Origin of the sequence: Stappia sp. MMSF_3263, assembly GCF_030733745.1 — a bacterium.
Classification (GTDB): domain Bacteria; phylum Pseudomonadota; class Alphaproteobacteria; order Rhizobiales; family Stappiaceae; genus Stappia.
On record NZ_JASHIK010000001.1, the window covers coordinates 588,155 to 606,119 of the forward strand.

The following is a 17,965-nucleotide window of genomic DNA, read 5'->3' on the forward strand; positions in this document are numbered from 1 at the left end:
GCCCGCGCGGGCCGGCTCCGGCAAGAACCGGTCCGCGCGGCAGGCTTGGTTTTATTCCGGCTTGCGGAAAAGCTGGATGCCCCAGGCCAGATGCCCGGCATCCGCGGCCTTGACCCAGTTCTCCAGTCCCACGGCCATCTTGTCGAGATACTCCGCCGAAGCCTCGTTCGCGCGGAGCGCGTCGTAATTGGCCAAGAGCTCTTCCCGGACACGTGCGTAATGGGTGCGCAACTGACCGGTCAAATCTTCCTGGGCGAGGATCTCGAAACCGAGCGAGCGCGCCGCCTCGCGATAGAAGCGGAATGAACCAAGGCTCGTCAGGTTGAGGCGGTCATAGACCGGCTGCAACACGCCTTCGGGCACGTCGTCCGCCTGCATCGGGTCGGTGAAGATGAAGTGGCCTCCGGGCTTGAGAACGCGCCAGGCCTCCTGCAGCACGGTCTGGCGCTGGTCGGAATGAAGGATGGCATCCTGGCTCCACAGCACGTCGTAGCTGGCGTCCGCCTCCGGGATGTCCTCGAACACGCCGTGAACGACCTTGATCCTGTCGGCGACGCCTGCGCGGCGATTGCGATACCTGTTGGTGTCGTTCTGCGTCTCGGAAATATTGAGACACGTTGCAGAGCAGCCGGTTCGTTCGACCAGTTTTCGCATCGCGCCGCCATAGCCCGCGCCCAGGTCGAGCAGGCGCGTGTCGGCATTCAGCGCAGGCAATTGCTCGACCATCCGTTCGATCGTGGCATTGCTCGCCTCGCGGATTTCGCTCGTTTCGTCATAGAGGCCGATATGCAGGTCCTCGCCGCCCCAGATCGTGCTGTAGAACGTGTCGGCGTCATTGCTGTCGTAGTAATCCTCGGCGACGTCGCGAACGTCGGTTTCGTCGTTGTCGCGCGTGCCGCCTCCCCAGCGAACCAGATGAACCGTCGATTTCTCGGCGACATGGACGAAAAAGTCCGGCTCGCTCTCCGCATAGGTCTCCTGAAAGTCACCATAGGTGCGAACACGCGCGAATCCGGCTTCGGAGAGCAATTTTCGCATGTAGTTCTTGCGAATAGGAAACATGTTCAACGTGTAATCGGAGCCATCCGGAAAGCTGTATTTGAATCGAGCCAGACTGTCGTCGATGTGCTCGGGCTCGGCAGTAACCTTGTCGCCGCAATAATAATATTTATGCTTGGACTGAAAGCCCTGGTCCAGCATCATGTCGTAATTGCGCTGGTCGAGGATCAGGATGCCGTCATGCTTGAGGGCGGCATAGAATTCCGCCAATGCGCGACGGCGGTCGGCTTCGTCGTGCAGATGCGTGAAGGAATTGCCAAGGCAAATGATCGCGTCATACTTGCCGTTGATGTCGCGGTTCAGCCAGCGCCAGTCGGCGTGAACGGTCTTGAGGATCAGGCCTCGTTGCTGGCTGTTGTTGAAGGCCTTGGCCAGCATCGCCGCCGACCCGTCGGCGGAGGTGACGTTGAAACCGGCTTCGGTCAGGCGCACCGAGTGGAAGCCCGTGCCGGTGGCGACGTCGAGAACCGTTTCCTTGCCCCGGGCGCGCAGCACGTCGATGAAGAACTGCCCCTCGCTCTGGGCCCGTGCGTCCCAGTCGATCAACTCGTCCCACTTCTCGACGAAGGACATCACATACTCGCCGCGATAAAGATCGGTCTCCCTGTCTTCCAGCGGGTTCTCGCCATAGACCTGTTCCCGGGGCTGAAGGTCGGAATTGACGGGTTTTCGGGCGACATAGCTCATCTTGATCTCCTTCAAGTGGGCACGGCTTATCAAGTGGGCACGACATGGCTGCCGCAGCCCGCAAGGCGCGTGTCCTGGGCGCGTGAACGAGGGGACGCCACGCGCGGTTCGATAGCTGCTAGCGCCGTCGGTCCGGGGCGGCATCGTGAGATGCAGGGACAATCGCGACGCCGGCACACGCTGCTGGATGCCACTCCGTCACAGGAGCGGCACGCATGCCGACAGGTTGCGCGCACGAACCCTCGTCGGGCCCAAGCGCCAGTGGATGAAGCTGCGCAACTCTGATTTGAACCGCACTATAACGACGGTCAGGGACGATGCAAGTCCTGGGCGGAGATTGACGAGGCGGCCTCAGCGTATGAAATACACGTCCTTGTTATTTTTATAGTTTCGTCGAAATGAAAGATTTATGACAAGCGATTACGTGCAGCTTTGTGGGATATTTTAATGAGCGGCTTTTAACAACGATCTACAAGATTTTTAATCTGGAATAGATGAAAGAAAGACACGCATCCCGGCGCTCGGCCGCGCTCCGGGGAGGTGGCGCAGTTCGGTGGAATTCAGGCCCTGGCGCTTCGGCGCGCATCGCGCGGCGACAGTCCGAACTCGCGTTTGAAGGCGGTGGCGAAATTGGCCGCGCTTGTGTAGCCGGCCGCATGAGCCGCTTCGGAAACCGGTATGCCTTCCCGCTCCAGCAACTGCCGCGCCCGCACGAGCTGGGTTCGACGGGTGTATTCGGAGACGGTGCTGTCGTGCGCGATGCGGAACAGTCGCTGCATCTTGCTGACGCTGACACCGCAAAGCCTGGCGATCTGGTCGAGCGGGAGACCTTCGGCGTCCGGCCTTGCCATGACGTCCTTGATCGACTGCAGGCGCTTCTGCTCGACGGGGGAGAGTTGGCCGCGCGTCATGACCCGCCCCTCGCTTGCCAGTGCCGTGAAGGCCTCCGCCACGAGATCCAGCGCCCGGCTCTCCAGATAGAGGCCTTCCGGATAGGTTCCGTTGTGCGGGGGATGCAGCATCTGCTCGGCGATGGCAATCAGTGCCGGGCTGGCAGCCCAATCGAAGCGAGCCAGATGCGTCTTGCAGAATGCCTGGACGATTTCATGCCCGGCAATGCCCTCGAAGCCGCTTTCGGCGATCCATTCCGGAGACATGGTGACGATCACCTTGCGCATGTGATCGCCCTTGTGGGCGTGGCGGACAAAGCGATCCGGCCGGGCCCGCGAAATCATTACGCCGCGCACGGGTTCATCGCCGCGCCGGCCAACGTCGAGGGGGACGCCGCCGATCGTGGCATCCACGCCGCCACTGAGGAAGATCATGATCGTCAGACCGGGCGGTTGCTCGATTGCTGTCACCAGATCCTGCAGCGTCACGGTGTCGGAGGTGTGAACATTCAGACCCCGTCGCAGCCGGGTCATGCGGTGATCACCGTGCAACACCGCGCCGCTGGAGGAGGTCAGTGGCCGAAGCAGACGGAATCCCGGTCCGGTCACGGCGGCACAGTCATCCAGATCTGTCGCGAGAACGTCGTTGTCTCTGATATTACAACCGGTTGCCATCTCTGGCCGCCTTTCATGCGCGCACCGCGAGACGCGCAAACATCTTTGACGTTTGCGCAAAGGTAGGGCGGTGGCATTCGTCGAGGCCTTCCTCTAACAAACATGAGTGTTTTTATCAAGTTTGCGCTCGGCAAATGCGCCCGGGCGGTGTATGGGGGTGAGCATGGCTACGAAGATGGGCCACGGGATGGTCGCTGGCGGTTTCGCCATTCGGATGAGCGGTATGCTGCTCGCAACGACGGCCGTCAGCCTCGTGCTTGAGAGTGCGGCGTTCGCGCAGGGCGCGGAACCGACGGTTCTGGACAGGATCGTCATCGAGGGCGCGAGCTACGAGACCGACGATAGCGACAGCTACACGACCAATCTGATCAGCGTCGGCGAGAAGGATGTGCTTTCCGTCCGGGAGATCCCGCAGTCGACGACGGTGCTGACGCGCGAGCGGCTCGAGGACGGCGGCTACACCTCGCTCGACACGGCCCTGCGCGAGACCCCCGGCATCGTCGTGCTGAACAACGACAATGGTCGGTCCAGTCTGTTCTCGCGCGGTTTCGAGTTCGACAACCTCTATTTCAACGGGTTGCCGGCGCCGCTTTCCAGCGTCTACGGCACACAGCCCGACATGGCGATCATCGACCATGTTGAGATCCTGCGCGGCCCGGCCGGCCTGTTCGGCGGCGCCGGCGAGCCGGCCGGTGCCATCAACATGCGGCTGAAGCAGGCCAAGAGCGAGTTCGAGGCCCGCTTCGAGGGAGCGTTCGGTTCCTGGGAGCACAAGCGCGGCGAGGTGGACGTCACCGGCCGGTTGAACGAATCCGGCTCCGTGCGCGGTCGTTTCGTTGGTGTCTTGCAGCATGAGAACGGCTTCGTCGACAGTGTCGAGAACGGTGTCGGCGTCGCCTATGGCACCATCCAGGCCGATATTGGCGACAGCACCACGGCGACTTTCTCGGTCAGTCACCAGGTGCGCGACATCACGCCGTTCAACGGCCTTCCGACCTTCCAGGACGGCACGCTGATCGATCTTCCGCGCTCCACCTTCACCGGCGCCGACTGGAACCGCTTCGACAACAGCGTCACCGACTATATCGGTGAACTGGAACACAAGTTCGACGACGGTGGCCACGCCAAGCTCTCCGCACGCTATCAGGCCACGGATGCCGACTTCCTCTATGCTTGGGCGAACGGCTACGCTGCGCCGAACGGCGACATCATCTCCGGCGGCGGCGACACGTCCGACACGCGCTGGCTGGCGCGCGACTACGAGGCGGGTTCGCTCGCCATCGATGCGCATGTCAGCAAACCGTTCGAGCTGTTCGGCCAGGAGCACAACATCATCCTGGGTGCTGACTACCAGAACCAGGACATCACCATGCTGCAGGGCGCCGGTGTGATCGCCGGCAACCAGAACATCTACGGCTGGAACTCGGCGCTGCCCGAGCCGACGGTGAACTACACGGTTCAGCAGGGCACGAAGACCGACCGTTTCGGCATCTACGGCCAGCTCCGCGTCAAGCCGATCGACCGGCTCACCCTGATCGGCGGCGGCCGCCTCAGCTGGTACAACGCCACGACGACCAACCTGGTCAGCGGTGCGATCACCAGCAAGCAGCAGGTCAACGCCAAGGTGACGCCCTATGCCGGCGTCGTCTTCGACGTGACCGACTGGCTCTCGGCCTATTCGAGCTACACCGAGATCTTCCAGCCGCAGACGGCAACGGACGCGGCCGGCAACATCCTCGACCCGCGCGAGGGCCGGCAGTACGAGGTCGGCCTCAAGGCCGAGCTCTTCGACAGCGGCGTCAACGCTTCGCTTGCCTATTTCAACCTGCGCGACACCAACCGGGCGATCGCCGATCCGCTGGTTCCCGGCGCGTCGGTCGCGCAGGGCGAGGTCGAGGTGCAGGGCATCGAGCTGGAAGCCTCCGGCTCGCCGCTGCCGGGCTGGGAGGTTGCCGGCGGCTACACCTATACCGACAGTCGTTTCCTGAACTCTGCGCAGGCCGGGCAGACCTTCAGCACGTACACGCCGCAGCACATGTTCCAGTTCTGGACCAAATACACATTCGACGAGACCGCGGGTGCGTTCGAGGGCGTTTTCGTTGGCGGCGGCGTCACTGCCTTCAGCTCGTTCTCCAGCGTGTCGCAGGGCGTCACCATCAAGGCGCCGGGCTACGTCACCGCCGACCTGATGGCCGGCTACAAGATCAACGACAACTTCACCGCCACGCTGAACGTCAACAATGTCTTCGACCAGAAGTACTACTCGCGGGTCGGCGGCACCTCGGTGTTCAACTTCTATGGCGAGCCGCGCAGCGCGACCTTCCGTCTGTCGGCAAAGTTCTGATCTCGTCCGCGCCGCGGATACACCACAGCAACGGGGCGGATGATCCGCCCCATTCGGGTACAACTCGAGAGCGGACAGGTTCATTCATGCCGGGCATCCAGACAACGGTCGCGACCGCCAATGCTTCGCGCTACCTGCAGCAACTGTGCAAGCACTTTGCCCACAAGGTCGAGGTCAGCTTTGACGCACAGACGGGCAAGGTCGACTTTCCCTTCGGCGACTGCCGCATGTGGGCGGACGATGGTGCTCTGAGAATCGAGTGCGTGTCCGAAACACAGGAGACGCTGGCGCGGACGCATTTCGTCGTTCATGACCACCTGACCCGCTTTTCCTGGCGGGAGAAGCCGGACATCGTCTGGGAGCCGAAGGTCCAGGCATGACGCGCAACGTGATCCGGTCCGGATGGTTGATTGCGGCCGTCGCGCTTCTCGCGGCGGCTGTCGTGCGTGGTGCGCAGGCGGAAGAGGTCTCGCGGCCTGTGGCAATCGAGGGGGCAGTGGAGATACCCTTCGTCTCCGAGGCCTCGGGAGAGGCGTTCCGCCTGCTCCTGTGGCGTCCGGACGGGCCGGCTCCGAAGGGCGGGTATCCGGTGCTCTACAGCTTCGACGGCGAGGACAGTTTCGCTCTTCTGACCGACATCGCCCGCATGCTCAATCCGGCTGCCACCAGGGTTGGCGTCGCTCCGGTCGCGGTCGCCGCCATCGCCTACCCGCCGGGCAGGGCGAGCCCCGACCGCCGGGTCTTCGACCTGACCCCTCCCGCCGCTTCCGCGACGGGGAGCCACCGGATGCCGGAGCGGCCGAACGGAAAGCCCTGGCCGAAGCTTGGCGGCGGCGACGCCTTTCTTGACATGCTGGAAAGCGAGGTGAAGCCGCGCGTGCGTTCAGCGCTGGGCGTCGAGACGGCCGCTCAAACACTGTTCGGCCATTCGCTTGGCGGTCTGATGGTGTTGCGCCGCCTCGTTACGGATCCGACTGCTTTCGACTGCTATGCCGCGAGCAGTCCCTCGCTATGGGTCGACGATCGCCGGATGCTTGCTGACATGGCCGCGTTCCTGGCGTCGTCGCCGAAGGAAGGCCGCAGGCCGCGCCTGCAGGTGTCGGTTGGCAGCGCGGAGGAAGACCTCGGCCCCTTCGATCCGGTTCAGGGGAAAGAGCTCGAGGCGCGCCGCCGCTGGATCGCCAACAACGCCATGGTCACCAACGCCCGCTCCCTTGCAAGGGTTGCCGAAGCGGGAAAGGGGCGCGCCGTGGCCTTCGCCTACCGTGAATATGAGGCGCGCGCCCATCAGCCAGCCAAGGTCGACGCCGCCCTCGATGCGATCGGACTCGCGCTTGAATGTGCCGGCCGTTAGCAGTTCCACACATCCAACGGATGGAAGACATGTCCTATATCGCTCTTGCCCAAATGCTTCTGTTGCCGGTGCTGGCATTGGCTGCGGGGCCGATGCTTCTCCTTGCCCCGCATGCGCATGCCGAAACACTGCGCATCGAACATACGCAGGGTGTTACCGAGGTGCCGCGCCTGCCGCAGACCCTGCTCGTCTTCGATCTGGCCGCACTTGACACGCTCGACGCGCTGGGCGTCGAACCGGCCGGCGTGCCGGAGGGCGTGAAGCCCGCCTATCTGAGGAAGTACGATGCGGATCGCTACGCAAAGATCGGTTCGCTGTTCGAGCCGGATTTCGAAGCCGTGGCCGCCGCCGCCCCGGACCTGGTCATTGTCGGCGGGCGATCGGCGGCCCAGTACCGCGAACTCTCGAAGATCGCTCCGACAATCGATATGACGGTCGACACCGGCAACTACTTCAAGGACGCAGCCGCGAAGATCCTGTCCATGGCGCGTATTCTGGACAAGGAGCCGGAGGCGGCCTCGCGGCTTGAGGCGCTGGAGGCATCCGTTGCAAAGCTGAAGGAGCAGGCCGGCGGTGTCGGCACGGCGCTTGTCATCATGACGACGGGCGGGCGCATGAGTGCCTACGGGCCCGGGTCACGCTTCGGTGTCATTCACACGGAACTCGGCATCAGGCCGGCCGCTCCGGACCTGACGGTGGCGACGCACGGACAGGCCATATCCTTTGAGTTCATCCTCAAGGCCGACCCGGACTACCTGTTTGTCATTGACCGCGATGCCGCCACCGGACAGAAAGGGCAGGCGGCCGAGGCTCTTCTCGACAACGACATCGTCCGCAAGACACGGGTCTGGGAAGCCGGCCGAGTGGTCTATCTGGATCCCGATAACTGGTATCTCAGCGGCACCGGCCTCACCGCCATGCAGGCGATGGTCGAAGAGATTGCCAAGGCAATCCAATAGGGCAGCAGGTGCCCGTGGCATCCCAAATGCAAGCAAGAACACTTCGCTCGACAATCGGCGGCCTGACGGCCGGTCTTCTGGTGCTGGGGGCCCTGGCGGCTGCGAGCCTTTTCATCGGCGTTGCGGACCTCACGCCGGCCCGTCTTGCCGACCCTGCAACGCGCGAGGCCGCGATGTCGACGCTGATGGACAGTCGTCTGCCGCGCACGATGGCCTTGCTTTTGTCCGGCTCCTGTCTGGCGATTGCCGGCGTCATCATGCAGATGCTGACACGCAACCGCTTCGTCGAACCGACAACTGCCGGTACCACCGAGGCGGCCGGTTTCGGCATGCTGGTGATGCTGCTTCTGTTCCCCGGGGCGCCGGTGGTGATCAAGTCACTGGTCGCGGCAGGCTTTGCCTGCGCCGGCACGGCCGTGTTCCTGCGCCTGCTGCGGGCGGTGCCGCCAGGTGCGCCACTGCTGGTTCCGCTCACAGGCATCATGTTCGGCGGGATCGTCGGGTCGGTGACTGCCTTCATTGCCCATCGCTACGGGCTGATGCAGTCGCTTGGCGCATGGCGTAACGGAGACTTCTCCGTCGTGATCTCCGGGCGGTATGAACTGCTCTGGCTCACCTTGGTCCTGAGTGTCGCGGCCTATCTTGCGGCCGACCGGTTCACCATCGCCGGGCTGGGCGGCGACATGAGCCGAAACCTGGGCCTCGACTACGGGAAGACCATGGCGGTCGGCCTCGTTATCGTATCGCTGGTTTCGGCCCTGGTCGTGACCACGGTCGGATCGATCCCGTTCCTGGGCCTTGTGGTTCCCAACCTCGTCAGCCTGGCGGCCGGGGACAACCTGCGTCGAACGCTGCCCTGGATGGCGATTTCCGGAGCCGCGGTCGTCCTTGTCTGCGACATGGTCGGGCGTTTGATCGTGGCACCTTACGAGATCCCGGCGGGCACAGTCTTCGGGGTGCTTGGCAGCGCCGTCTTCCTCTATCTGCTGCTGGGGCGCTCGACCCGTGCGGCGTGACGAGGTGGCAGGGGCGGGCCCGGTGACGAGGCCGCGAACGGTTCTGCTGGTGCTCGCCTGCACGGTCGTTGCGGTGGCCGTTATCTTCATGACGCTCGATGTGCGGGGCAACTGGGACTATGTGCTGGCGCTTCGCGCCCGCAAGCTGCTGGCGATTTGTGTTGTGGCGACGGCGATCGCGGTCTCGACCGTGGTCTTCCAGACGATCGCCGGCAACCGCATCCTCACCCCGTCCATCATGGGCTTCGATGCGCTCTATGCATTGCTACAGACGGTTTTCGTGTTCGTCCTGGGCACCGCGCGCCTGTCTTCCGTCGATCCGAGGTTGCTCTTCGCCGTCGAGGCGGGCGCGATGCTCCTGTTTTCCGTGCTGCTCTATCGTTGGCTGTTTCTGGGCGCGCGGCAGAACCTCCATCTGTTGTTGCTGGTCGGTGTGGTCTTCGGACTTTTCTTTCGCGGCTTGATGGTGCTTCTGCAGCGGGTGATCGACCCCAACGAGTTCGTTGTCCTGCAAGACCGGCTCTTCGCCAGTTTCAACGGGGTCGCACCCGACCTCCTTCTCGTGGCGACGCTCGTGACGGGCGGCGTCTGCCTGCTCGTCTGGCGAATGCGGGACAGGCTCGATGTCCTGCTCCTTGGTCGAGACCAGGCGATCAACCTGGGACTGGACTACCGCCGCATGGTGTCGCTGATCCTCATCCTGGTCTCGCTCCAGGTGTCCGTGGCGACAGCACTGGTCGGCCCGCTCAACGGGTTCGAGCCCATCAGCTTCTTCGGGCTGCTCGTTGCCAATGTTACTTACCTGCTGATACCCGGCTTTCGGCATGGTCAGGTACTGACCGGGGCGGTGCTCGTTGGCATCCTGCTCCTGCTCGGCGGCCAGTTGGTGCTCGAGCAGGTTTTCGGTCTGGGCTCGGCGGTCGGCATCGTCACCGAGTTCGTCGGCGGGACGATGTTCATCATCATGCTGCTGAGGGGAATGGCGCGTTGATCGAGATCGACGGACTGACAAAGTCCTACGGGAGGCGCATCGTCGTCGACGGCGTCAGCCTGACCATCCCGCGCGGCGGGTTGACGGGGATCATCGGGCCTAACGGGGCCGGCAAGTCGACGCTGCTGGGCCTTGCCTCGCGCCTGCTTGCTGCAGACCGGGGAACCGTCACGGTCGACGGGCTCGATGTCGCGCGCGCATCCGGCGAACTTCTTGCAAGGCGGCTCTCCGTTCTCAAACAGGAAAACCGGGTCGCCGCACGGCTGACGGTGCGCGATCTCGTCGCCTTCGGCCGCTACCCCCATTCGCGCGGACGCCTGTCCTCCAGCGAGTGGGCGCATGTGGAAAAGGCACTGGCTTTCCTCGACCTGCAGCCGATCTCAGGCAGCTTTCTCGACGAGCTTTCCGGTGGCCAGAGGCAGCGGGCCTATGTGGCGATGGTGCTGTCGCAGGACACCGACTACATGCTCTTCGACGAGCCTCTGAGCAGCCTTGACATTCGCCATGCCGTCTCGATGATGCATCTTCTGCGCAACGCCTCGCGGTCGTTCGGCAAGGCGGTGGTCGTCGTGCTGCACGATATCAACATCGCCGCCAATTTCGCCGACAGGATCATTGGCATGAAGGATGGCCGGGTCGCCTTTCACGGCGACACTGCGGACGTCATGACCGGTGCCTTCCTCAGCAGCATCTACGACATCCCGATCAGGGTTCACCGCCTGGAGGGGCAATACGTGACCACCTACGCGTTGCCGGGCGGGCCCGAAGGGGGAGCGGGCGAGGATCCGGTCCTGGTGGCTGGCGATTGATCCGCGACCCGGCGCAGACCCGTTCACGTCCGGCCGCGCGCCTCTAGAGCAGTGAGGGTACCAGGGTCGCAAGCGCCGGAAACACATAGACCAGCACGGCGATGGCGAGGATCATGGTCCAGTAGGGCGCAAGCCCGCGAAAGACTTCGGAAAGCCGCAGCTCCTTGTCCGGTATCGCGGCCAGGACGACAAACGCGCCGATCCCGAAGGGAGGTGTCAGGACGCCCGCCTCGATGACCAGGATGCCGACGATCGCAAACACCATCGGGTCGATGCCCATGGCCTGTGCGATTGGCCAGAACAGCGGCACCGTCAGCAGCATGATCGAGATGCTGTCGACGAAACAGCCGAGCACCAGCCAGATCGCCGCCATGACGAGGATTGTCCCTGTCGGACCAAGCTCCATCGTCTCGAACAGCATGCCGACGAGCTGCGGGATGCCGGCAAGCGCCAGCAGCTTGGAATACATCGCCGCGCCCAGCAGCAGGAGCATGATCGGGGTGACGACCATGCCTGCCTCGCGGGTCGCCTCGACGATGGCGGTGCGGCTCATTCCCTTTGCCAGGGCCAGCAGCAAGGCGCCGGCAAGACCGACCGCGCTGCCTTCCGTCGGTGTGAAGAACCCGCCCCAGATGCCGCCGAGCGTCACCAGAATGATCAGCAGCACGCCGCCGATGCCGACCGGGTCGGGCCGCGTCGCCGTGGCGTCAGCCACCGCCGTCTCCGATCTGACCATCTCCGGATTGCGGATCGCGCGCACGACACAGTAAAGGCCGAAGAGAACGGCAAGGGCGATGCCAGGCAGGACACCGGCGGCGAAAAGCCTGCCGATCGACTGTTCCGTCAGGATTGCCCAGACGATCATGAACACTGAAGGCGGGATCAGCAGGCCGAGCACCGACGAGCCGGCGATGCAGCCGGCGGCGAAGCTGCGTTTGTAGCCTGCCGCCTGCATCGAGGGATAGGCGATGTGGCTGAACGTGGCGGCCGCGGCTACGCCGACGCCGGTGACGGCCGCGAAGAGCGCGTTGCCGGCCACGGTTGCCACTGCGAGCCGGGCCGGAACACGGCTGAAGGTGCGGTTGGCGGCCGTGAACAGATCGGTCGCCGCACCCGAGCGGGCGATCAAAAGGCCCATCACCGCAAACAGCGGGATCACCATCAGGTTGTAGTCGCGGATGCCGTCGAAGGCGGTCTGCTGCAGCAGACCCAGTGTCATCCACCAGTCCTGGAACAGCAGATAGAGGCCGACGGTGGAGCCGATCAGGAAGGAGAGCGCGATATGGACGCCCGCCAGCGAGAGCACGAAGATGAGGCCAAGCGCGATCACCGCAGTTTGTTCGATCATAGGGAAGTCCTTTGCAGGGACACGCGCGCCTTCGTCAGGAAGGCGATGGCGAGCAGGCACCACAGAACGGCGACCGCAAGGCGAACCGGCCAGGCAGTGACGCGAAAGGCGTCGGTGCCGAAGAATTCATGGGTGCGGTAGGCCTGCAGTATCGGTTCCACGGCAAAGGCTGCGAGGCACAGGAACAGTGCGGCGCCGATCACGTTCGCCGCGGCCATCGCGATGGCGAGCAGCCGGCCCGGAAGCTTGTCCAGAAGCAGCGTCATCTGCAGAAGCCGGTCCCGCAGCAGGGCTTTCATGGCCTGCAGGAACGTGACAAGCACAAGGGCGATGGCCACGAGGTCGGCGGTTCCGGCGAAAGGCTGGCCGAAGGCAAGCCTTGCCACCACGTCGTAGACGATCAGCGCCGCGCAAAGATAGACGACGAGGCTGCCGGCATCTGCCAGCAGGCCCGCCGCCCGGTGGATGAAGCGTTCCATGTTTTTCCCCGTTGGACGAATGGCTCGAACGGATTTCCGGCCGGGCAGGGACCCGGCCGGTTCCCTCGGCTCAGAAGGTGTAGTCCGTGGGGAAACTGTAGCCTTCTTCCGCAAGAATTCGGATATAGGCTTTCAGGACATCGGCGGTCGGGTATTCCCTGTCGGCGAGGCCGGCGACCGAGTTCGCCGGGATGCCGGCAACGGCCTTGGCCCAGCGGGCTCGCTCCTCGTCGGAAAGGTCGCGCACGGTGATGCCTTCGGCCTCAAGCCGCTCGGCCACCGCCTTGTCCCGTTCGGCGCTGCGCGCGGCCACCATGATCGCGGCTTCGGCGGCCACCTCGTCGATGATCTTCACCACCTCTTCGGGCAGGCGCGCGCGCGTGTCCTCGTTCATGAAGGCGACGAAGGTGGAGAGCGACCCGAAGCCCGTGCGGGTGAAGGTCGAGGCAACCTCCTTGAGCCGGAAGGCCTCCATGCCAGAGATGAAGAAGAGGCTGCCTTCCGCCAGGCCCGTCTGCATGGCCTGGTAGTGCTCGCCGATGCCAAGGTTCACCGGAACGGCCTCGATGGGAACGAAAAGCGGTGCGTTGGTTCCCGCCATGGCGATGCGCCGGCCCTTGAGCTCGTCGATGGACGTCCAGTCGAAATTCGTGGCAAGGCCATAGGCCTCGGTGACCATCATCGACAGGATATGGGCGTTGTAGGGCTTCATGCTCTTCTGGAGGCTCGGCACCTCGTCGAGCATGCGGGTCGCGACCCGGCCCTGGAGCACCGGGTCGGCGGTGGTGAACGGCACCATGGCGCTGTAGTTGAGGAGTGCCGCCCGCGATTGCTCGAAGCCGATCGGCGAAAGCCCGATATCGAGCGTGCCGCGCTGAACCGCCTCGATGGCGCCGTCGACCTTGGCGACGCTGCCTCCCCAGGCCTTGATGAAGCGGATGTCGTGTCCGGCCTTCTCCTTCACCCGCTTCGTCACCTCGTCGGCGAAGAAGGTGTCATAGGTCGCCACATAGGTGAGGCCGGTCGTATGACCTCCGCCCATGCGCAGCAGGAACGTGTCCGCCTGTGCCTCCATCGCGGTGGCCGCCAGAAGCGCCACGCCGCAAAACCCCGTGATCCACGTGCCCAGTTTCATGTTTCCCTCCCAGGTGATTGTTTCCGTCAGACAGACGCCAGCACGGCGCGTGCGAAGTCTTCCGGTGCGTTGACATAAGGGTAGTGGCCGCCGGGCACCTGTCGGTGACCGGCCTCTTTCCATGTTCTCCGGAACCGTGCCCGTGCCGGAGCCGTGACGATCGGGTCGTCGGGACAGTCGATGACCGTGACCGGCCCGGCAAAACGCTCCGGACCGGGAACCGGTCGCGAGGTGGTGACCTGCAGCAGGCGTCCTTTCAGGTCCTCCGCCGCAAGCCATCCCGTCATGGCCTTGAGCAGAAAGGCGGAAAGCGGTGTCGACGGTCCGCCGGCGGCGCGGTCGCGCCATTGCTCGCGCAACTCCGCCGCCGGCGTGGCCGCGATCGCGGCGTGGTCGAACAGCGGATTTCCTTTCAGGTCCTCCGCTTCGACGAAGCCGTTGCACAGGATCAGGGCGGCGAAAGGATCCGCCGTCGCCACATATTGCAGCCACCAGGCGCTGTAGGAACATCCCACGGCGAGTGGCGAGGCAAGACCGAGCCGGACGGCCAGCTTTCCCGTTTCCCGCGCCAGGGCGCGAGGTTCGAGCGTTCCGGGATAGTCGACGAGAACCGGATCGCAGCCGCCGTCGCGCAGAAGCGGTGCGACAAGGCAGAAGAACTCCGAGGTCCCGCTTGCACCCGGCAGGAGCAGCACGGCGCGCCCGCTCGCCGATGACCCGCGACGAAATGACAGCGGGCTTTCCGGCAATTGCATCCTGGGGAAAGCCGCGTCGAGTGCGGCCAGTTGCTCTTCGTGCGTCGACATCGCTTCGCTGGCCATCAGGTGTTCAGAAGACCGCGGTCGCGCAACTCGTCCATGGAGCCTGGTGAGAACTCCGCCTTCGGCTGGTTGCCGCTGATCACGAACATCAGGAGGTGTTCCTTGTCCGGCTCGTCGAACGTGATGTTCTGGAAGCGGCGCTGCACGCCGGGGGGGAACGAGATCACGTCATGCGGCCCGAGCTCGAATGCCTCGACCTGGCCGTCGATCTCCCATGAACACCGCCAACGGCCCGTCATCGGAATGAAAGTCTCGTTGGTGTCGTGATTGTGCATCATCGGGCCCTTGCCCGGCTTGGCATGGCAATAACCCAGATTGAATCCCTCGGAGATCTTGATCGAGGCATTCTCGGCTGCCTGCGCACCCACGGGCGATGTCGTTGCGACGTCCGCGCCCTCGGGCGGTTGGAAGCCGACGACATTGTAAAGCGTACGCTTGCAGTCGGGATGATCGCTGTCCGGCAGGCCGCCGTCGAACCCCTTCAGTTCCGAAAACAGCGCAACGCGCTTGCGCATTTCTTCCCGGCTCACCCGGATGGTCTTCAGAGCCATTCTGCTCTCCTTGTACGGTTCCTTCATATCCGGCATTCAACCGGCCAAGCCCTCCGGAGAAATGCGGAGAGCTATCAGGAAGGACAATGGAGGACGAGGAATGTTTGCGGCAACTGGCTGGCTTTGATAGCTTCTATTCGAAAATCGAATAATTGAAGAGTATGAAATGGTTGGCGTCGACTACAGCCTGAAGGACCTGCGAGCCTTGGAAGCGCTCCTGCGCGAGCGGCATGTCAGCCAGGCCGCGGCGCGGCTGGGAATGAGCCAACCGGCCATGAGCATGACCTTGAAGCGGTTGCGCGACGTGTTCGACGATCCGTTGCTGATACGGCAGGGCAACAAGCATGTGCTGACCGACTTGGCGCGGGGCTTGCGTGAGCGTGTCCAGATCCTCATTCGCGAAATGGAGGGGCTCGTGGATGACAGTGGCGGGTTCGATCCGCGCCATTCGCGGCGAACCTTCACGCTGATCCTGACCGACTATATCGACGCGATTCTCATTCCGTCGCTGCAACAAAGATTTCGCGAGCTTGCGCCGCATGTGAAGTTGCGTGTCGTCGGGCCGGATCCGTTCCGACTGGCCCGCGTTTTCGGCGAAGGCAGCGTCGATCTGACGGTGTCCTATTTTCCCGATGCTCCGGGCGACCTCATCTCCAGACGGGTTTTTTCCGACCGGATGGTCTGCCTTGCGCGCAGAGGCAACCCGGCCATCGCCGGCCCGTTGACGCTTGCCGGCTTCTGCGACCTCGACCATGTCGCGATCGAGCCGGCTGAGGCGACCATGTATCGGGCCGTGCTCGACGAGGCGCTTGCAAAGATGAATCTGATCCGCCGCGTGGCCATCTCGAAACCCGATTTCGTCGGCGTGCCGTTTCTGCTCGAGCGCTCGGATCTCGTCGCGACGATGCCGGAACGGCTTGCAAAACTGTTCACCGCGCGTTTCGACCTGATCACTTTCTCGCCGCCCATCGACCTGCCTCCGCTCGACATCCAGATGATGTGGCACAAGAGCACGCACCTGTCGCCGGCGCATGTCTGGCTGCGTGAACAGGTGCTGGAGGTCTGTCGCCGCCAGTCCCCTGATGCGGACGATATGGCATCGCAGTCCGCAGGGCAGGACTGACGCAGGCAGGCAACCCTTGTCGTCGAGCTACGCTCACACGCGAAGCTGCAAGGTGTCTTCAGGCAGCTTCGGCATGATGTTTCTCAGGACGACGTCGAAGATCAGCAGCGAGGGAACGGCGATGAAGCCGCCGACCGGTCCCCAGAGCCATATCCATGTTGCGATCGACAGAAGCACGACAAAGGGATTCAGCGTCATGGTGCGGCCCAGCACGGTTGGCGTCAGGAACTGGGCTTCGAGCAGGTTGAGGCCGAGATAGGCCGCCGGGGGCAGCAGGATGCCCAGCGTGCTGTCGGACGTTGCAAGCCCGACACCCGTCAGGATCAGTGCCATCACCGCAGGGCCTATATAGATCACATAGTTGAGCGCACCCGCCAACATGCCCCACAGCAATGGCGAGGGAACACCCAGCGCGAACAGTGTGGCCGACACCGCGAGACCCAGGACAATGTTCACTGCGGTGATCGACAGAAGATAGCGTGATACGCGCGCTTCGACGTCTACGAAGATGCGCCGGGCGCTGTGGCGCAGCCTGGGGTTCACACAAAGCGAAAGCGCTGCCTCGCGAATGTCGTTACGCGTCGCGATGAAGAAATACATGCTGGCCAGGAACAGGATGATCTGCGCCATGAAGGCGGGTGCGAAGAAGACGACACTCTCGACCGCGGACGTGTCCTCCACGTCGACCTTCATGCTTGCTCCCTGACCCATCGCCGTTCGCAGGTTTTCCTGGATGCCGCCGATGGATGCAACCACGCCCTTCCAGCTTGTCAGCTCCGATTGCAGGCGGTCCCAGATGGAGGGCAGCCTGTCCATCCAGCCGGACAGGGGAACCGCGAAGGCGGTTCCGGCCACGGCGATGAGCGTGAGGAAGGTTGCCACCACGCCAAGCGCCGAAATCCAGCCCGGGATGCCCATCTGCTCGATCCGGTCGGACAAGGGGCCGAACATCAGGCCGATGACAATGGCCAGGAAGATCGGCGCCAGGATCATCTGCGCGTATTCAAGCGCCGCGATCACCGTGACGATGCCTATCGCGATAATCGCAAGTCGCGATGTGTTGGCGAGGAGGGCTTCGAAATCGACGGTTTGCAAGGGGATCCATGTCTCCTGAAGGATGGATGAGCTCCGGCCACTTGCCGGTGCTCGTCAGGACAGAACGCAGTTGGAACGCGAAAGTTCCCCCGCGCCGTGGCGGTCATGTGATCGCGAGGTCAGGACTGCCTGGCAGGAGTGATCATGGTGAAGCGCATGCCTTCTAGCGGGACTATCCACTCAAGCATGCCTCCGAGCTCGCCGGAAGGCATGCGCGGAGAACACCCGCGTCCGGCCGACGCCGCGATCGACTGCACCGTCGACGAGGCGTTCGAAGCGCACGTGATCGGCTCCGGACAACTCCGGGAACTTCTCGCCCGGCAATGCGTTGCCTTTATGGAGCCGCAAAGGATGGCTCTGCCAGAACGAAGGAGATTTTCATGAACTGGAACCAGGTTGAAGGAAGCTGGGAACAATTCAAGGGCAAGGTCCAGACCGAGTGGGGTCGCCTCACCGGCGACGATCTCGACGTGATCCGGGGGGACCGCAAACAGCTCGCCGGGAAGATTCAGGAGCGCTACGGCCGGGCCCAGGAAACTGCCGAGCGGGAGATTGACGACTGGCTGACACGCAATTGACGTGGCAGCGATCCGATTGGAATGATTTGCACGCAAAAGACCGGGCCGGAG

At 63.6% G+C, this 17,965-nt stretch carries 17 protein-coding genes; 9 read left to right on the top strand and 8 right to left on the bottom strand.

The genetic code is table 11. The features are described from left to right. Positions 1 to 51: 51 nt before the first annotated feature. Complete coding sequence (locus RBB46_RS02765; RefSeq protein WP_306027314.1) at positions 52 to 1,746, bottom strand: methyltransferase domain-containing protein; 1,695 nt, start codon at positions 1,744 to 1,746, stop codon at positions 52 to 54. Between the two features lie 560 nt (positions 1,747 to 2,306). Beyond that, positions 2,307 to 3,170, bottom strand: coding sequence for an AraC family transcriptional regulator (locus RBB46_RS02770; protein WP_306027315.1), 864 nt, complete (start codon positions 3,168 to 3,170; stop codon positions 2,307 to 2,309). A gap of 304 nt (positions 3,171 to 3,474) precedes the next feature. Here RBB46_RS02770 and RBB46_RS02775 point away from each other — a divergent pair, with 304 nt between their 5' ends. From RBB46_RS02775 to RBB46_RS02805, 7 genes are all read left to right on the top strand, one after another. Beyond that, positions 3,475 to 5,655: a TonB-dependent siderophore receptor gene (locus RBB46_RS02775; protein ID WP_306027316.1), complete on the top strand. Its 2,181-nt coding sequence runs from the start codon at positions 3,475 to 3,477 to the stop codon at positions 5,653 to 5,655. Positions 5,656 to 5,741: 86 nt separating this feature from the next. Continuing rightward, the gene (locus RBB46_RS02780; protein WP_306027317.1) at positions 5,742 to 6,035 is read left to right on the top strand and encodes a DUF2218 domain-containing protein; all 294 of its coding nucleotides are present in this window, start codon (positions 5,742 to 5,744) and stop codon (positions 6,033 to 6,035) included. Next, positions 6,032 to 7,009 carry an alpha/beta hydrolase gene (locus tag RBB46_RS02785; protein WP_306027318.1) on the top strand — a complete coding sequence of 326 codons (978 nt, stop codon included), beginning with the start codon at positions 6,032 to 6,034 and terminating at the stop codon, positions 7,007 to 7,009. The genes RBB46_RS02780 and RBB46_RS02785 overlap by 4 nt, the downstream gene beginning before the upstream one ends. A 53-nt stretch (positions 7,010 to 7,062) precedes the next feature. Then, positions 7,063 to 7,968 carry a siderophore ABC transporter substrate-binding protein gene (locus RBB46_RS02790; RefSeq protein ID WP_306027356.1) on the top strand — a complete coding sequence of 302 codons (906 nt, stop codon included), beginning with the start codon at positions 7,063 to 7,065 and terminating at the stop codon, positions 7,966 to 7,968. 53 nt (positions 7,969 to 8,021) lie between these two features. Further along, entirely contained in the window at positions 8,022 to 8,984 is a 963-nt protein-coding gene (locus RBB46_RS02795) for an ABC transporter permease (RefSeq protein WP_306027357.1), read from the top strand. Positions 8,985 to 9,006: 22 nt separating this feature from the next. Next, entirely contained in the window at positions 9,007 to 9,975 is a 969-nt protein-coding gene (locus tag RBB46_RS02800; RefSeq protein ID WP_306027319.1) for an iron chelate uptake ABC transporter family permease subunit, read from the top strand. Further along, on the top strand, positions 9,972 to 10,784 hold the full coding sequence (locus tag RBB46_RS02805; RefSeq protein ID WP_306027320.1) for an ABC transporter ATP-binding protein: 813 nt from the start codon (positions 9,972 to 9,974) through the stop codon (positions 10,782 to 10,784). The genes RBB46_RS02800 and RBB46_RS02805 overlap by 4 nt, the downstream gene beginning before the upstream one ends. A 43-nt stretch (positions 10,785 to 10,827) precedes the next feature. Here the strand turns inward: RBB46_RS02805 and RBB46_RS02810 are convergent, their stop codons facing one another. From RBB46_RS02810 to RBB46_RS02830, 5 genes are all read right to left on the bottom strand, one after another. Then, complete coding sequence (locus tag RBB46_RS02810) at positions 10,828 to 12,132, bottom strand: TRAP transporter large permease (RefSeq protein ID WP_306027321.1); 1,305 nt, start codon at positions 12,130 to 12,132, stop codon at positions 10,828 to 10,830. Further along, positions 12,129 to 12,611, bottom strand: a complete 483-nt coding sequence (locus RBB46_RS02815) for a TRAP transporter small permease (RefSeq protein ID WP_306027322.1) — start codon at positions 12,609 to 12,611, stop codon at positions 12,129 to 12,131. The genes RBB46_RS02810 and RBB46_RS02815 overlap by 4 nt, the downstream gene beginning before the upstream one ends. Before the next feature lie 70 nt (positions 12,612 to 12,681). Continuing rightward, complete coding sequence (gene dctP, locus RBB46_RS02820; RefSeq protein ID WP_306027323.1) at positions 12,682 to 13,746, bottom strand: TRAP transporter substrate-binding protein DctP; 1,065 nt, start codon at positions 13,744 to 13,746, stop codon at positions 12,682 to 12,684. A 26-nt stretch (positions 13,747 to 13,772) separates the two neighbouring features. After that, the gene (locus RBB46_RS02825) at positions 13,773 to 14,567 is read right to left on the bottom strand and encodes an alpha/beta fold hydrolase (protein ID WP_306027324.1); all 795 of its coding nucleotides are present in this window, start codon (positions 14,565 to 14,567) and stop codon (positions 13,773 to 13,775) included. Further along, positions 14,567 to 15,118, bottom strand: coding sequence for a hypothetical protein (locus RBB46_RS02830; protein ID WP_306027325.1), 552 nt, complete (start codon positions 15,116 to 15,118; stop codon positions 14,567 to 14,569). Before RBB46_RS02830 ends, RBB46_RS02825 begins: the two co-directional genes overlap by 1 nt. A gap of 166 nt (positions 15,119 to 15,284) precedes the next feature. On the opposite strand from RBB46_RS02830, the gene RBB46_RS02835 reads away from it, so the two are divergent. Further along, positions 15,285 to 16,241 (top strand): LysR family transcriptional regulator, encoded by a 957-nt coding sequence (locus tag RBB46_RS02835; RefSeq protein ID WP_306027326.1) that lies wholly within the window; start codon positions 15,285 to 15,287, stop codon positions 16,239 to 16,241. 33 nt (positions 16,242 to 16,274) lie between these two features. On the opposite strand, the gene RBB46_RS02840 is transcribed toward RBB46_RS02835, so the two are convergent. Further along, entirely contained in the window at positions 16,275 to 17,336 is a 1,062-nt protein-coding gene (locus tag RBB46_RS02840) for an AI-2E family transporter (RefSeq protein ID WP_306027327.1), read from the bottom strand. Between the two features lie 380 nt (positions 17,337 to 17,716). Here RBB46_RS02840 and RBB46_RS02845 point away from each other — a divergent pair, with 380 nt between their 5' ends. Further along, positions 17,717 to 17,914, top strand: coding sequence for a CsbD family protein (locus tag RBB46_RS02845; RefSeq protein WP_306027328.1), 198 nt, complete (start codon positions 17,717 to 17,719; stop codon positions 17,912 to 17,914). Positions 17,915 to 17,965: the final 51 nt, after the last annotated feature.

Bases quoted from the DNA above. Each gene is read 5' to 3' on its own strand.
- RBB46_RS02770 (WP_306027315.1), bottom strand. From the start codon at position 3,170: ATGACCCGGCTGCGACGGGGTCTGAATGTTCACACCTCCGACACCGTG.
- RBB46_RS02830 (WP_306027325.1), bottom strand. From the start codon at position 15,118: ATGGCTCTGAAGACCATCCGGGTGAGCCGGGAAGAAATGCGCAAGCGC.
- RBB46_RS02845 (WP_306027328.1), top strand. From the start codon at position 17,717: ATGAACTGGAACCAGGTTGAAGGAAGCTGGGAACAATTCAAGGGCAAG.
- RBB46_RS02815 (WP_306027322.1), bottom strand. From the start codon at position 12,611: ATGGAACGCTTCATCCACCGGGCGGCGGGCCTGCTGGCAGATGCCGGC.
- RBB46_RS02765 (WP_306027314.1), bottom strand. From the start codon at position 1,746: ATGAGCTATGTCGCCCGAAAACCCGTCAATTCCGACCTTCAGCCCCGG.
- RBB46_RS02825 (WP_306027324.1), bottom strand. From the start codon at position 14,567: ATGGCCAGCGAAGCGATGTCGACGCACGAAGAGCAACTGGCCGCACTC.
- RBB46_RS02780 (WP_306027317.1), top strand. From the start codon at position 5,742: ATGCCGGGCATCCAGACAACGGTCGCGACCGCCAATGCTTCGCGCTAC.
- RBB46_RS02810 (WP_306027321.1), bottom strand. From the start codon at position 12,132: ATGATCGAACAAACTGCGGTGATCGCGCTTGGCCTCATCTTCGTGCTC.
- RBB46_RS02790 (WP_306027356.1), top strand. From the start codon at position 7,063: ATGCTTCTGTTGCCGGTGCTGGCATTGGCTGCGGGGCCGATGCTTCTC.
- dctP (WP_306027323.1), bottom strand. From the start codon at position 13,746: ATGAAACTGGGCACGTGGATCACGGGGTTTTGCGGCGTGGCGCTTCTG.
- RBB46_RS02785 (WP_306027318.1), top strand. From the start codon at position 6,032: ATGACGCGCAACGTGATCCGGTCCGGATGGTTGATTGCGGCCGTCGCG.
- RBB46_RS02835 (WP_306027326.1), top strand. From the start codon at position 15,285: ATGGTTGGCGTCGACTACAGCCTGAAGGACCTGCGAGCCTTGGAAGCG.
- RBB46_RS02775 (WP_306027316.1), top strand. From the start codon at position 3,475: ATGGCTACGAAGATGGGCCACGGGATGGTCGCTGGCGGTTTCGCCATT.